General features: G+C 43.2%; 11 protein-coding genes. 10 read left to right on the forward strand and 1 reads right to left on the reverse strand.

Features of this window, described 5'->3' with window-relative positions; genetic code table 11:
• Positions 1 to 25: 25 nt before the first annotated feature.
• The 9 genes from AAEY80_RS02135 (at position 26) to AAEY80_RS02175 (ending at position 13,806) form a co-directional block, all read left to right on the forward strand.
• Positions 26 to 1,405 carry a lysine N(6)-hydroxylase/L-ornithine N(5)-oxygenase family protein gene (locus AAEY80_RS02135; protein ID WP_201575747.1) on the forward strand — a complete coding sequence of 460 codons (1,380 nt, stop codon included), beginning with the start codon at positions 26 to 28 and terminating at the stop codon, positions 1,403 to 1,405.
• 80 nt (positions 1,406 to 1,485) lie between these two features.
• The gene (locus tag AAEY80_RS02140; RefSeq protein WP_201575748.1) at positions 1,486 to 2,088 is read left to right on the forward strand and encodes a GNAT family N-acetyltransferase; all 603 of its coding nucleotides are present in this window, start codon (positions 1,486 to 1,488) and stop codon (positions 2,086 to 2,088) included.
• Positions 2,088 to 3,596 carry an MFS transporter gene (locus AAEY80_RS02145; RefSeq protein ID WP_201575750.1) on the forward strand — a complete coding sequence of 503 codons (1,509 nt, stop codon included), beginning with the start codon at positions 2,088 to 2,090 and terminating at the stop codon, positions 3,594 to 3,596. The genes AAEY80_RS02140 and AAEY80_RS02145 overlap by 1 nt, the downstream gene beginning before the upstream one ends.
• 120 nt (positions 3,597 to 3,716) lie before the next feature.
• Positions 3,717 to 5,639, forward strand: coding sequence for an IucA/IucC family protein (locus tag AAEY80_RS02150; RefSeq protein WP_201566065.1), 1,923 nt, complete (start codon positions 3,717 to 3,719; stop codon positions 5,637 to 5,639).
• Between the two features lies 1 nt (position 5,640).
• Entirely contained in the window at positions 5,641 to 7,749 is a 2,109-nt protein-coding gene (locus tag AAEY80_RS02155; RefSeq protein ID WP_201566066.1) for an IucA/IucC family protein, read from the forward strand.
• 54 nt (positions 7,750 to 7,803) lie between these two features.
• Positions 7,804 to 8,442 carry an RraA family protein gene (locus AAEY80_RS02160; RefSeq protein WP_201566067.1) on the forward strand — a complete coding sequence of 213 codons (639 nt, stop codon included), beginning with the start codon at positions 7,804 to 7,806 and terminating at the stop codon, positions 8,440 to 8,442.
• Positions 8,443 to 8,626: 184 nt separating this feature from the next.
• The gene (locus AAEY80_RS02165) at positions 8,627 to 11,014 is read left to right on the forward strand and encodes a TonB-dependent receptor (RefSeq protein ID WP_201566068.1); all 2,388 of its coding nucleotides are present in this window, start codon (positions 8,627 to 8,629) and stop codon (positions 11,012 to 11,014) included.
• 332 nt (positions 11,015 to 11,346) lie between these two features.
• Positions 11,347 to 12,273: a bestrophin family protein gene (locus tag AAEY80_RS02170; protein WP_025650724.1), complete on the forward strand. Its 927-nt coding sequence runs from the start codon at positions 11,347 to 11,349 to the stop codon at positions 12,271 to 12,273.
• Between the two features lie 399 nt (positions 12,274 to 12,672).
• A complete protein-coding gene (locus AAEY80_RS02175) occupies positions 12,673 to 13,806 on the forward strand; it encodes a M14 family metallopeptidase (RefSeq protein ID WP_173239890.1) in 1,134 nt (377 codons plus the stop codon).
• A gap of 270 nt (positions 13,807 to 14,076) precedes the next feature.
• Here AAEY80_RS02175 and AAEY80_RS02180 read toward each other — a convergent pair whose 3' ends face one another.
• Entirely contained in the window at positions 14,077 to 14,289 is a 213-nt protein-coding gene (locus AAEY80_RS02180; protein WP_201566069.1) for a hypothetical protein, read from the reverse strand.
• A gap of 36 nt (positions 14,290 to 14,325) precedes the next feature.
• Here AAEY80_RS02180 and AAEY80_RS02185 point away from each other — a divergent pair, with 36 nt between their 5' ends.
• On the forward strand, positions 14,326 to 16,008 hold the full coding sequence (locus AAEY80_RS02185; protein WP_025650720.1) for an NAD-dependent malic enzyme: 1,683 nt from the start codon (positions 14,326 to 14,328) through the stop codon (positions 16,006 to 16,008).
• Positions 16,009 to 16,243 lie beyond the last annotated feature (235 nt).

The raw sequence follows: 16,243 nt of genomic DNA on the forward strand, positions 1-16,243 counted from the left end.
TAAAAGTAATCACTAAGGGGTGACAGTGTTAGATATTATCGGTATTGGCGTCGGGCCATTCAATCTCAGTTTAGCGGCATTACTGACGAAAACAGAGGTAACGGCCAAATTTTTTGAGCAAAAAGCCGAGTTTAATTGGCATAAAGGTATGATTTTACCGAATACTACACTGCAAGTGCCGTTTATGGCAGACTTGGTGACATTAATAGACCCAACCAGCCCGTATTCCTTTCTAAATTATTTGCATACTCAGCAGCGATTGCTTAAGTTTTACTTTTTAGAAGAATTTAAAATTTATCGCAAAGAGTATAACCACTATTGCCAATGGGTAGCAGGGCAGCTGGATAGTCTGAGTTTTGATGCGACAGTCATAGATGTGGCGTTTGACGACAGTAACGATGGGTTTGTCGTGACGGTCTGTGAGCAAGGTATACAAAACACCTATCATGCTAAAAATTTAGTCATAGGCACGGGCACACAGGCCACGCTACCACTATCGTTGCAAGACATTGCCAAGCAAGCACCCAACCGTTGTATGCACACCGCCCATTTTGCAGACAGTTTTGACTTAGATAGTCTAAAGCCAAATAGCGGTAAGGTAGAAGAGGGGTTACCCAAAATATTGGTATTGGGATCTGGTCAGTCCTCAGCAGAGGTATATCGAACCTTATTCGATCAACAGTTTGATGGCGATGATAGTACTAATGACAACCCTAAGTTTCAGCTAGATTGGATGACGCGCTCGGCAGGATTTTTCCCCATGGAATACTCCCCATTAGGCTTGGAGCATTTTAGCCCTGCATATACCGATTACTTTTATCATTTAGACTCAGTAACCAAACCCCAAATCACTGCCAAGCAAGACCTGCTCTATAAAGGCATGGGCTTTGAGACCATACGAGATATTTATTATCGTCTCTATGAGCGCAGTATCACCAATCAAGACTTGTATTCAACGTTGCTGTCTAACTGTGAAGTGGTTGAGGCAACGCTGACAACAATGCTAGAAGAGCCAGAGCCGACAGGCACCATAAAACTAGTAGGTAGACAGCGTGAACAAAATCAAGATTTTACTGCTGAGTATGATTGTGTGATTGCTGGTACAGGCTATCGTTATGGTCTGCCTGAGTGTTTAAACACGATACTACCTAGCATCGCACACGATGAGTTTGAGCAGCCAATCATTGATCGAAACTATGTGCTGAAATATGTGCTGACGTATCAAAAAGAGATGGCGACTGACGGCAAGATTTTTGTGCAAAACCAAGAGGTGCATACCCATGGCGTTGGCGCTCCAGACTTGGGACTGGGTGCGTACCGAGCAGGTTGCATCATTAATCAGTTGACGGGTGAGCAGACTTATGACACCGACGCCTTAACAGTGTTTCAAAATTTTGGCGCGTAGTGCTTTATCAGACTCATATTTAACAGAAACGATATTAGAGAATATTAATCATCTAACAAAATAATAATTAGGAGCAAGTCATGCCGACCATCACCCAAAACCTGCCAGATACTTTTAGTATTGAAGCGTATCAAAAGACATTTGCATTGAGACCTGTCAGCTATCCAGAAGACATGCCATTACTATATCAATGGATGCATGCCGAACATGTGGTTGATCAGTGGCAGCTGCATCTACCAATGGCGCAGCTAAAAACCCATTTTGAAAAAATGCTTGCCGATGACCATCAGCGTCTTTACCTCATACTTTGTAATGATGAGCCGATTGGCTATACAGAGATTTATGAAACGGCTCGTGACCGGTTGTCTCAGTATTACAAAGCCAAAGAGACGGATATGGGCTGGCATATCTTGCTTGGCGATCCAGCGGTGGTTGGCAAAGGCTATCTAAAACCAACTGGGATGATGATTAGTAAGTTTATATTTGAGCATACTGAAGCCAAAAAAATCGTGGTTGAGCCGGATAGCAAAGTTGAAGTATACCAATGGATTGCAGATAGCTTCGCTTATAGAGTGCAACGACTGATTGATATGCCAGAAAAGACCGCCTCCTTGTATTTTTGCAATCGTGATGAGTTCTTAGAATCTAGAGGATATCTCAGCTTTTATGGTGCCACCGCTTAATGAGCAACACCTCTATCAATGAAGCGCCTATAGGTGAATTGCCTACAGAGCAACCTTCTTCACAGCTGTCTTCAAATAGTGCCCTTGAGGAGAGCGATGGCTTGAACGACAAGCAAGTACAACGAGTGTTACTGACACTACTACTCGGCGGCACGGTGGTCAGCTTTAGTAATAGCGCGCTCAATCCAGCAATTCCTGTCTTTATGTCGGTGTTTGATGTCGACATTGTGATGGGCGGCTGGGTGCTAAATGCTTATGTCTTGGCCATGAGTGTGGGGCTGATGCTGAGTGGCTACTTAAACAAAAAGTTTCCTTTCAAGTATGTTTATTTAGCCGCGATTTTCGGGTTTATGCTAGGCTCAGTCATTGGCATGTTGGCGTCCAGTATGGGCTTTGTCATCATTGCCAGAGCCATACAAGGGCTGAGTGGCGGTCTGATTATCCCGCTGTCTATTGGCATTCTATATCAGATTTATCCGCAGAAGCAGCACGGCAGAGTAATGGCGCTATGGGGCATTGTTATTATGATGTCATTAGCGTTTGGCCCTTTGGTCGGGGCTTACTTGGTTGAGCAGTTTGCGTGGTGGACATTGTTTGCCATTACGTTACCACTTAGTATGGCGGTCATGGCGATGGTGTGGTGGTTAATACCTGACATGCGCTCACATGACAAAAAAAGCCCTTTCGATACCATCGGATTTGTCAGCTTACTAATTTGGCTGCTCGCGATGATGGTTTGGCTGAGTACACTGAAAATAGATTTTACTAGTGGTCTGTCAAGCAATGATGGTTTATTAGAGATAGCCACGTTGGGTTTGTTGTCTGTCGGATTTTTACTGTCCGCGATGGTTTGGTGGGCATATGAACGTCGTCAGCGTCACCCATTACTGAACGTGCGCTTGTTTAGTAATCAAACCTATTTGCACAGTACCATTATCAGCATTACCCAAACAGTCGGTTTGATGCTGTGTCTCTTGTTATTACCCGTGTTGATACAAGACGTGATGGGCGAGAGTGCTTTATGGACAGGTGTTGTCTTGATGGTCGCGACCCTCGTAGCCAGTATCACCACGCATTACGCTGGCAAGATTGTAGACAGGCGCGGTGCAAGAAGCATTGGCATTTTTGGAATTGTGATTAGTGCGCTGTCTACCTTTATGCTGGCGTGGTGCTTGTATCAGCCCACGCTTTGGCTACTGATGCTGATTATGTGCGTGCGCGGTGTCGGAGTGGGTCTAGCATACCTACCAACCACTACCGTTGGGTTTAGTAGTTTACCCAAAGACTCGGTCACTGAAGGGGCGGCGCTTAATAACATCAGTCGCCGTATCGTTTCTACATTGTTCATAGCATTGGCTACTATTTATATAGATGGTCGAGGCGCTCAATTATTAGCGGCAGGCAGTCGAGAAAGCACGGCAAGCGCGATCCAAGAAGTATTGGTAATTATCGCTGTAATTTTGATATTTACGATTCCTTCAGCGTGCAAATTACCACGATCCCCATAAACAAACACCCCGTATCGGGGTTTACTTTAACTTATTAATGTAAATAATTATCATTCGCTTTGCACGCATCTAAATTCATACTTTTACTTGATTCAATTTTCAGACAGGAAGCTTATATCTATGTCCAATCATCTAGCAAACTCTACCAAAAACAATAATAGCAATCATAGTGCTGATATCACTTATGCAAATAAACCGTGGCAAGCGCCTGTCGATTCTAAAATTATAGCACGCGCTGAGCAACGAGTGATTAAGCAATTGCTACAAGCATTGCTATATGAAAATATCATTGAGTTTGAATCTGAAAGTGCGAACACCACTCATGAAAGTACTGGTAATGAAACGCTGCTGAATTTTGTTATCAAAGCAGGTAATGATGTCAACTATACCGCGCAAGGTCATATTCATTATAGTTTTGACATCATTCGTTTAAATGACTTGAATGTGCAGCGAGTGGTTAACGGTGTTGCCGAAGACGCTATTCTTGAGCATGTAATCAGTGATATCTTGCTCAACATTGAGGGTGCAGAACTCAAAGACAGCTTTATTAAAGAGCTGCGTCATACCTTAGTAAATGAAACACAAGCTCAGATACTGGCTTCTAGCATACCTGTGCCTATTGATACGCTCACTTATGAGCAACTCGAAGGCTATTTGACGGCAGGGCATCCTTATCATCCGTGTTTTAAGTCTCGTATTGGTTTTGATTTGCAAGATAACTATGACTATGGCCCAGAGTTTGATCAAAATATCGGTGTGGTGTGGTTGGCGGTCAAAAAACAGCTACTGGTGAGCAATACCACCACCGGCATCGATATAAATGAATGGGTGAAAGATTATGTGGGTACTGATGAATTTGCTGCACTTAATGCCAAACTGACAGAAGTACTTACAATCGCAAATGAGACGGCTAATGACTATTGCCTAATACCTGCGCATCCTTGGCAATGGCAAAACACCTTGATTCAAGCATTACAACCATTACTTGCCACGCAAGAGATTATCTATTTGGGTAGCGCGGGTCATCAATACCGCGCTCAGCAGTCTATTCGCTCACTGACGATACTTGGTAATAGCGATGACAATGGTAACAATGACACTATTAATGATAAAGCCTACCTAAAACTAAGTATGCATCTGATTAATACCTCAAGCACGCGAATACTAGCAAAGCATACCGTGATGAACGCTGCTGTTGTCACTACTTGGTTAAATCAACTGATTGCAGACGACAAGACCGCCCAAGCATTACCCATTGCGTTTTTGGGTGAGACGGTTGGCGTCAGTTTAGACCATGAGGCGTTACGCGCGCGCGGCTATCAGCATCCAAATATGTATGGCGGGCTGGCTGCGATTTGGCGAGAAAACGTGAACCAGTATCTATCAAAAGAGCAAGTAGCATTTCCGCTCAATGGTGTCAGTTATGTCAATGCTGACGGCTCGCATCTGATAGCACCTTGGCTTGATAAATATGGCGTAGAGACATGGATTGCGCAGTTAATTAAGGTCACTGTCACCCCTTTATTACATGTCTTATTTGGTTATGGTGTGGCATTAGAGTGCCATGCGCAAAACATCATCTTGGTACATGAAGATGGCTATCCCGTAAAAATATTATTAAAAGATTTGCATGACGGGGTTCGCTATTCACCTGAGCACTTAACCCAACAACACTTGCGTCCAGATTTCTATAGCTTGCCACCTGCTCATGCTGCCTTAAATAGAGGCTCATTTATCGAGACCGAAGATACCGATGGCATTCGGGATATGACGGTTGCTTGCTTATTTTTTGTGGCGTTGTCAGACATTGCGATTTTTATGCAGACGCATTATCACTATGCTGAAGTGGCGTTTTGGCAACAGGTTACTGACTGCGTGACTGACTATCAAACCTCCCATCCAGAGCATCAAATACGGTTCGGCTTGTTTGATATATTTGCCAAGCAAACTCGCATTGAGTCATTGGCTAAGCGCCGATTATTCGGAGACAAAGCATTCCCGATTAAATACATTAATAACCCATTGTTTAAAAGTCGGGGGTGAAATGATGCATACATTATTTCCTGTGCAAACTTCTGCGCAAAACAGCCATCTTGATGTAAATCCTGAGCCAGATATCGAGGCCATTCAATGGTCGCTGATGAGTCATTTAGTAGAGTGTTTTCTATTAGAGCAATGGGTGGATGAGCAACTTATTCAAGTGACAACAACGACATATTATCTATCAATTCATGAAGCTTCTAAAACTCAAGATACCCGTCAATTTTTAGAATCACTACCACAGCAGTATCAAGACTTCTTTGACCAAGATAACTCGTTAATGGTTATGAAAGTTGACCAAAATAGACAGTTATTACTACTGGTCGAGCCTGCTTACACGTCACCATGGCGACTATCTAAATCCTGTTTGCCTGTCATACACAGTGTCAATGACAGTCGTAATAACAACTTTAATAACGATCTTAATAGCATCCTCAATAACAAGCATCACAAAGATAGCGCTTTGCTAGAGCCAGTAAGCTCAGCACAGCAATTGTTAGATATCTTTTTATCAATGATGGATAGTGCCACGTTGTCTGATGTCGGTGTTTTAAAGCTAAAAGAAAGCTTAGAGGCTTCTTTTATAGCTCAGCAACAATCAACAACTGCAAATATCACGACGGCAGTTTGTCAACATCCGCACTGGCATCAAACCTTGATTGCAGCGGAGCAATGGGCATCGTTGATGGATCGTCCTTTTCATCCATTGGCAAAAGGTAAATTGGGCTTTACGGCAACAGAATACCAACGTTATATGGCAGATTTTAACCAACCCATTAAGCTGGTATGGGTCGCCATTGCCAAAAGCCATGTCATGGTGGCAGAGCATGTTCAAGACATGACAATACAAAATCCAGCGACTTATCTTTTGGATACTATGCAGCAGCAGAGTTTGATGCGAGAGCTAGACGAAAAAGGCATTGTGGATACGCACATTGCGATGCCCGTACACCCTTGGCAAATAACTCATGTAATTGATGAGATGTATGCCGACGATCTTGCTAATGGCACAGTTGTCACTCTCAAGTTTGATACGCTCATCACTTATGCCAGCTCATCCATGCGTAGTATGCTGATTGACGCGGATACGCCGAATAGCATTAAGCTGCCTATAGGGGTGTATGCACTGAACTCAAAGCGCTATCTACCAGCACTTAAGCTGATCAATGGCGAAAAAAACCAAGCCATACTGATGCAGGCAAGAACGTTAGACCCTGCACTATCAGCGCAGCTACGATTATGGGATGAACGTCTTTGGTGGGGCTATATGTCGCCGTCTCATGTGCACGATAAAAGCTCAATCAATCCTTACTTTTATCAAGGAAAACCCACGCACTTAGGCGCGATGCTACGCCAACTACCAGCAGATCTATGCGACGATACAATTCAACTGTTACCCATGGCAAGCTTGGGTATGTTGGTATATCAGCAAGGTGTCAGTCACCATATTTTTGACGATATTGTTCAGGAAGGTATTCAGAATAGTAGTCAAAGCAGTGTTCAAGAAGGCTCGCCGCAGAATAAAAAAATAGCGGTTATCAAGTGCTTTAGCAATCTGTGTGAGGTGTTTTTGGGGACGATGCTGCGCTGCTTACGCTTAGGGTTTGCGCCTGAGATGCATGGGCAAAATATTGTTATCGTGCTAAAAGATAATCGTTTTACCAGTCTGTTACTGCGTGATCATGATTCAGTACGTATCTATCTACCATGGCTGGCACGCCACCAAATCGCAGATCCTGACTATCTGAGCCCGCCAGATTTTAAAAATCGGCTATACCGAGAGACGCCGCAAGCGCTGGTATTCTATCTACAGTCATTAGGGTTGTTGGTCAATATTCGCGCCATTATCGAATCCTTGGTCGAGCACTACGAAATTAATGAGGATGCCCTATGGCGTGAAGCAATGACAAGTATTGAGGAGGCGTTGATGACTATCGATTTTGATGATGATCAACGTCAGATTATTCGTGACGAGTTATTGAGCAACTCACACTACCCGCATAAGACATTGCTACTGCCTGTGATAGCACGTGGCTCTGACCCTCATGGCAGTATGCCAGCTGGAGAAAGTAGGACGATAAACCCCTTTATGCGCGTCAATAGAAACATCTAGCTCATAGCGCTATAAAAATAATATCCAACTAAAACGTATTATGATGAGAAAAAAATGAGCGAAGTTGATATTAATAAACTCATAAATATTTATAAAAAAATCGGTACATCGACTATTGGTCATCTGACTGGGGAAGGGTATTTGCCAGATATCAAAGCGCTGAATCCTTGTACGGCTACCATAGTCGGCCGAGTGTTAACGGTACAGCTAACCTCTGACAACACGGATGTGATCAATCAGGCATTGATTCAAGCAGCGCCAAATGATGTGCTATGTATTGATGCTCAAGTATTAGGCATTAAAGCATGTTGGGGAGCACTGCGAACTTGCGCGGCTATCTATGAGAAGCTATCAGCCGTCATTGTCATTGGGCAGGCAACTGACTCGGTACAAATTAAGCAGCTGGGCTTTCCTGTGTTTGCACAAGGTATCAGTTCCATAACCACTTTCAAGAGCAACCAAGCACCAGGCACGCTAGCGTCCGATATTTGCTATCGCTTTGGTGAGCAGATTACGACGATTCGTTCGGGAGACATCGTCATTATGGATAATGATGGCGTGTTTATCTTGCCTATTGACGTGGCGCAGAAGTTATTATTAGATTGCCAAAACAAGCACAAAGCAGATGAGATAAAGTTTCAGCTATTTTTTGATGCTTATCGTCATAATCAGTTAGATCAACTCTTTAAGTAGTCATTACTTAAACAACGCTTAAGCAAGCTCTTTTAGCCAAGGATGGCATTCACAATACTGTAAATAATTGTAGAAATAAAAATGATTATCATTTACAATATCATTCACAAACTTAGTACACACAGTATTATTAGCTAAATATAACTTTTACCACTATTTGACCCTCCAACTAAGTGAAGTGAATATGAAACGCCATCATCAAGTTGCTCTATCTGTTCTCACCCTTTGTATTAGTCAGCAATTATATGCACAAAACAATGTCAATGAAGCGGATGCCGTATTAGATGCACAGACCTCAGCGGAACTGGCTTCAAGTACTGTGTCTGATGAGACTCCCAATGTGACTTTAGACACTATCAATGTCACTGCTAAAGCCAGAACGGGTACGGCGCTGGCTCAGAAGATTAGTGAGATGCCAGCCGTCACGCAAGTAATTACTGAAAGCGAGATTCAGATGCAGGCGACGGGCAACCGTACCACTGGTGACATCTTGGCACAGCTGATTCCGAGCTTGGGTACCAGTAGTGGTTCGACCAGTAACTACGGCACCACCATGCATGGCCGTCCAGTACAGTTTTTGCTAAATGGTGTGCCATTAAGCGGTTCACGCAGTCTTTCACGTGAGCTTAACAGTATTGATACGTCACAGCTTGAGCGGGTAGAGGTGCTTTCGGGTGCCACTAGTATCTATGGTGCTGGCGCGTCAGGTGGCCTGATTAACCTTGTGACTAAATCTCTGGTGGGTTATGGCCCTATTAGACAAACCAGAGTGGGCGTTAGTAGTAGCCGCGACTTTGACTCAGATTCATTTGGCTATAATGTAGGGCAAACCTTAGGATATGGCGGCGAGCGGGCTTATGGACGCTTAGATGTTGATTATGAGACCAAAGGTGGAAAGTTCGATAGCAAGGGCGATCGAGTTAGCCCAGATGTCAACCAAACGGATCAACAAGATACCGAATCACTAAGTGTGAATGGTAGCTTAGGTATAGAGCTAACGGACACCCAACGTCTTGATCTCGCAGTGACTTATTATAAAGATAAGCAAGATACTGACTACGGCCCAGACTACGGTGATGGTTTAGCCGTGTTATATGGTGCCAGCCCATCTTTAGTAGCCATTGATGGCGCCAACGTAGAAAACCAGCCTTATACCGAAAAAAGCTCCGTGAATTTAAATTATAGTGATGATGATTTTGCGGGTTCAGGTTCTAGCTTAAGTGTAACGGGCTACTATAGAGATGAAAAAGGCCGTTTTTATCCTTCTGCCAAGAGTGCAGCAACCCAAGCAGCTGAAGTATGGCAGGCCAATGGTTTGACTAACGAAAACACAGTGAACAAGCTTACCAGTGCCGCAGTATTTGTGACCCAGTCAGAAGCTGATATCGAAGTGATGGGTCTACGTGCAGCCATGCAAACTGAAACCGAAATCGCAGGCAAAAACACACTGTTTAGTTATGGTGTGGATGTCGAACGCGAAAACAGTGAGCAGACCTACTATGGTCAAGACTTAAATATATTTCTTGCTAGTAATGGCTTGACCGCCCAAACCAATGGGCTTACTTACAATGGTGGGCCAGATACTACCATCGATAAATTGGGTGCTTTTGTCAATGCAGATGTTGACTTGACCGACAAGTGGCATACTAGTGCTGGCGTACGTTATCAAAAGCTAAAATCTGAGACTGATACCTTTACGCCCATCTATGAGCAGCTGCTTGAAGAGTATTTTAATAGTTCTGCTATTAGCGGGACAAGTGCAGCTTATGGCATTGACTATCAAGCAGGCGACGTAGAAAAAGGCAACACCGACCATGACAAAGTACTTTTCAATCTTGGTACCAGCTATCAGATAACACCGAAAGATCAATTGTTTGCCAATTTTTCACAAGGTCTTGATACTGCAGATATACAGCGAGCACTGCGTGATGTGCGTGCCGGTTTCGTGGTTAATTCAGACAATGTTCAACCGATTGCAACCAATAACTATGAGTTTGGTTGGCAAGGAAAACACGGTGATACAGCGGCACGCTTGAGCGGTTTTTATAACGAATCAGACAAAACGGTACGCTTTACCAATGACTATACGGTAGAAGTGGTCGATACCGATGAGCGTGTCTACGGCGTAGAAGGCTCATTCAGTCACGATATTAATGAGCAATGGCAAGTGGGTGGCAGTGTCGCCTATACCCGTGGTCAGTACGACAAAGATGGCGATTGGTTGGAGCTCGATGCCGTGCGCTTGACGCCACTTAAAGGCACCGCATTTGCGCAATACAACTTTGATGAAGGCAGTAATGTACGTCTACAAGCGTTAGCAATTGGCGGTGATGATAAAGCCTTTAAGGATCAACAGAAAGACCCTGATTCTAGCGCATTGCCAGTGACAGGTTATATGACACTAGACGTTTTGGGACAAGTAAAAATGCCAGTAGGCCGAGTAGACTATGGGGTTTATAACTTACTCAATAAGGATTATCTAACGGTCTATCATCAAACAACCTATGGCGACTTGAATCGTCTACCTGCCTCGGGCACAACTTACGGCTTGAGCTACACTGTAGATTATTAAAGAAGGGTACGATGACATGCCCTACAAATCCTTTACGTTATCTAAAAAGGATTTGATCTAAAGATTTGATATAAGAATTTAAGCCTACCCCCATCAGTTGGATGCAACTGATGGGGGTAATTTTATGGCGTACGCCCTAAATATTCCATTTTTTAATAACTGTATTCTACTTATTACACAACTGCCTCAACAGCGGTAAAAGATTTAATGCTAAAATCGCCAGTCATTATTACCCCAGCCGCTAGTGCCTGTGTAAATGGGCTAATCGCATCATCGATCAAATCATGTATTTGATACCGCGCGTACCAATATTATATTAATAGGAAGCTCTCATGATCGTTTGGCAAAAACCGAATGCATTCAGAATACTTTTTACTTTGCGCGGCTCTGTCATACCCCATATTTACCCCCAAGTTTTGCTGATTACCCTACTAAGTGCCATCATTTCAGCGGTTCAGCATTGGTTTCCAAGCTCTTTTTCCTCTTATGGTGCTGCGCCATTTACCTTGCTTGGTATCGCCTTATCGTTGTTTTTAGGCTTTCGTAACAATGCAAGCTACCAACGCTGGTGGGAAGGTCGGTGTTTATGGGGGCAACTGGTCTATGATGCTCGTAGCTTTACCCGCCAAGTCCTCTCTTTTATAGATGATGAAACTGAGACTGGACGCCACACACAGCAGTCTATGATTCATCTGACGATTGCTTTTACGCACGCACTGCGGCACAGGCTTCGCAAGACGTCTCCATGGGAGGATGTCGAGCGATTTGTAGAGCCGGAGCATCACATTAGTATGCGCCAAGCAGGCAATCTACCCGAGTATCTACTGCGCCTAATGGGTAAAAAGCTCGGATATAGTCGACGCCAGCAGCTATCATCAGATCTTATGATACAGAACATGGATGAGCGTGTGACCTCGATGACGATAGTATTGGCAGCTTGCGAGCGCATTCATAATACGCCTTTGCCATTTGCCTATACCTTACTCGTGCATCGTACCACCTATCTATATTGCTTTATGCTGCCTTTTGGCTTGGCAACATCTTTGGGCTGGGTCACTCCTTTGGTTTGCGGTGTCATTGCCTATACTTTTTTTGGTTTAGATGCGCTCAATGAAGAAATTACCGATCCTTTTGGCGTTGCTGCCAATCACTTGCCCCTCACTGCTATATCCCGCACCATCGAAATCAATCTGCTCGAAGCATTGGGAGAGACGGAGCTTCCCCCTGAATTAATGTCTGAAGATGGTTATTTACAGTAAATTAGTTATTATCACTTAGATTGAGCACATGCCTTTGTTAAGCCTGTCACGCTATAAAGTATCCAGCGTGACAGGCTTTCTTATATTTTGAGGCTGAGAAATGATTTCTGTCTTTTAAATTTATTTAAGACTGAGCATATAAAAGAGAAGGGCTTAACCTCGATAAGTTGAGAAGATAATGATGATTAATCTTTTGCGGATAACGTTTGAGAGCGATGTTTGGCAGTGATGCTTGAAAAAGCACGCTGAGGCAGCAAAGAAGAGGCGACATCTAAAGAAAAAATGTTATATTTAAGCTCATAAAGACACAGAGTCAGATGAGTTAACCAGACTGTTATTGTTTCAGCTTAAAGGTAAGCAGTCTCAAAAACGATGATAATAATGAAGGAAGGAAAAGTTATGCATATCACGGCAAATTTCGATGCGGGTAATATTGACGTTATTAACTTGGACAATAAAAACAATATTCAGTTGGCGATTCGTCCTGACGTTGGCGAAGAGTTTTTTCAGTGGTTTAACTTTCGTTTATCAGGCGAAGTGGGCGAGCAGTATGTGCTGAATATTGTGAATGCAGGGCAGGCATCCTACCTTGCAGGCTGGGAGAATTACCAAGCGGTTGCCTCCTATGATCGAGAGTATTGGTTCCGTTTGCCAACCTCTTATACAGATGGCAAGTTGACCATAACGGTAGAGCTTGAATGCGATACCATTCAAATTGCCTACTTTGCCCCGTACAGTTATGAGCGTCATCAAGACTTATTGGCAGCTGTACAAACGCATCCCTTGGTAACCTTAGAACATTTAGGCGAAACGCTGGATAAGCGCGATTTAACCTTAGTTAACATTAGCGATGGCAATAATGAGGTCAATAAACGCAACATTTGGATCACGGCACGTCAGCATCCGGGCGAAACCATGGCTGAGTGGCTGGTTGAGGGACTATTATATAGCCTCTTAGACAGTGATAACGCTACTGCTAAATTATTATTAGAAAAAGCGAACGTCTATATTGTACCCAATATGAACCCTGATGGTAGTGTGCGTGGACATCTGCGTACCAATGCTGTCGGGACGAACTTAAACCGTGAATGGTCCAATCCAAGCTTAGAAAAAAGCCCTGAAGTCTTTCATGTCATTAATAAAATGGAGACGACAGGCGTTGACCTATTTTATGATGTGCATGGTGATGAAGCCTTACCTTATGTTTTCTTAGCAGGGTCGCAAGGCACACCAAGTTATAGTGACCGCCTTGCCCGTTTACGCGATAAATTCTCCGAGGTGTTAAAGATAGCCAGTGCTGATTTTCAGTCCGAAGTTGGCTATGACATTGATGCGCCAGGTACGGCCAATATGACTATCGCAACTCACTGGGTGGCGGAACGTTTTGATTGCCTTGCCAATACTTTAGAGATGCCGTTTAAAGACAATAATAATTTACCTTTTGAGGATACAGGCTGGTCACCAGAGCGTTCTGCTAAACTGGGTGAAGCGTCGCTAGTTGCTATGTTGGCGGTCGTTGATGATTTACGCTAGTGAATAGTTTGATATTATAGTTCATTAAAAATAAAACGATTATATAAATTTAAACGCGCTACTGGTATAAATGTTACTTACGTGCTGCGTTCCCATAGGCTGCGCAACCCATATTTAAAGACAGCATCCCAGTAGCGCTATGTTCTTTTTAGAGTACATCGACTATAGTTAAATATTCAGGTTAATTGTTTGAAGCTTAATCCTTCCTTATTTAATATCTCTCATTTCTCTTCCGCTATTTTTAATTGGCGTTTAAGTGGCTTGATTCCTTCAAGAACGGTCAGCACTCCAGTATAATAGGTTGCTGTGACGACAAGCATGCCTTCTTTTGACCGCTTCTGCTTTGAATTCCGCATTATTGCTCTGCAATTTTTTGGTCATGATACACTCATCATAGAGTGGCTGTTTTACCAAGTTCACCACTACGATTTTTTCAACACGCTCTAATAAATCAGTAAAATATTTGACCCATTGATTTTTCATCCATACGCCTTTAATAATTAATAAGAAGACTTTATTATGCAAACCAAACGTCCACTATATATTCCCTTTGCAGGTCCTGCATTATTAGAAACCCCTTTACTAAATAAAGGCAGCGCTTTTTCATCAGAAGAGCGTGATAGCTTTAATCTGACAGGTTTGCTACCTCATAACATTGAGACGATTGAAGAGCAATCTCTGCGCGCTTATCATCAACTGCGCTCATTCACTAGTGATATGGATAAGCATATTTATCTGCGTAATATACAAGACACTAATGAAACCTTATTTCATCATCTAATTGAACAGCATATTGAAGAGGTCATGCCGCTCATATATACCCCAACGGTTGGTCAAGCATGTGAAAAATTCTCGCAAATTTATCGCCGCAAACGTGGTTTGTTTATCTCTTATCCTGAGCGCCATAAAATCGATGACATGCTGCAAAATGCCACCAAACAAAACGTAAAAGTGATCGTTGTCACCGATGGTGAGCGTATATTAGGCCTAGGCGACCAAGGTATTGGCGGCATGGGAATCCCCATTGGTAAGTTAGCGTTATATACGGCTTGTGGTGGTATTAGCCCAGCTTACTGCTTACCGATTTTGTTAGACGTCGGCACCAATAATCAACAGCTAATTGACGACCCTATGTACATGGGCTGGAGAAATCCACGCATCTCTGGTGATGACTATAATGAGTTTGTAGACTTGTTTATTCAAGCGGTCAAACGTCGCTGGCCAGAGGCATTATTGCAATTTGAAGATTTTGCCCAAGAGAACGCGACGCCATTATTGAATAGATATCGTGACCAATTATGCTGCTTCAATGATGATATTCAGGGTACTGCTGCTGTTTCAGTCGGCACCTTGATTGCAGCGTGTTTAAATAAGGGTCAAAAGCTTAGCGAACAAAAAATAGCGTTTTTGGGTGCAGGATCTGCAGGTTGCGGTATCGCCGAGCATATCATTCGCCAAATGCAGCGTGAAGGGTTAACGGAGGCGCAGGCGCGTAGCCAAGTATTTATGGTGGATCGTTATGGCCTACTTACTGATAGCATGACAGAGCTACAAAAATTCCAAGAACCGTTGGTACAAAAAGAATCGGCCATTGCAAATTGGGATAAAAGTAAGAAGCTTGGTTTAGCCCAAGTGGTGAAACAAGCAAAAATAACGGTATTATTTGGCGTCAGTGGCCAAAAAGGTCTGTTTACCCAAGAGGTGATCGAAACGTTATGTGCTAATACTGAACATCCCATTGTCTTACCGCTTTCAAACCCAACGTCTCGTGTCGAAGCAACGCCGCAAGAAGTGACCAATTGGAGCAAAGGTCGCGCAATTATTGCAACCGGAAGCCCTTTTCCTCACACCACTTTTGAAGGTCAGACTTTCGAAGTGTCGCAGTGTAATAACAGCTATATTTTCCCTGGTATTGGCCTAGGAGTGTTAGCCTCACGTGCGACGGGTATCAGCGATAATATGTTAATGGCCGCAAGCCAAGCACTGGCAGATATATCTATGGAATATGAAAAAGCACCAGGTGCAATATTACCGCCAATTAGAGTCATTAGAGAGATCAGTGAAAAAATAGCCTACGCAGTTGCACGACAAGCAATTGAAGATAAATTGGCGCTACCTGTCACGGCAGAGAATTTAGAACGTCAATTACAAGCCAATTTTTGGTTACCAAAATACCGCAACTATCGTCGTACTTCTTTTTAGTAGTCAAAAAGTAGCTGCTAAAAAGCACTCATAATAAAATATAGTCAGTGAAAAATAATATCGAACCATCACACACTGCTGATATCTATTTTTCTTGCTTGCTGTGCCTGCGCAGACAGAGGCGACAAAAAATTGATATCAGCAATACCGTCGCGTTTTTAGGATATTTTGACTATACATATAATAAGGCCAAACGTTACCGTTAAAAGTAGCATTTGGCTTTTTTCATTATTGT

Origin of the sequence: Psychrobacter sp. 78a-MNA-CIBAN-0178 (genome assembly GCF_040309625.1) — a bacterium.
GTDB classification, from domain to species: Bacteria; Pseudomonadota; Gammaproteobacteria; order Pseudomonadales; family Moraxellaceae; genus Psychrobacter; species Psychrobacter okhotskensis.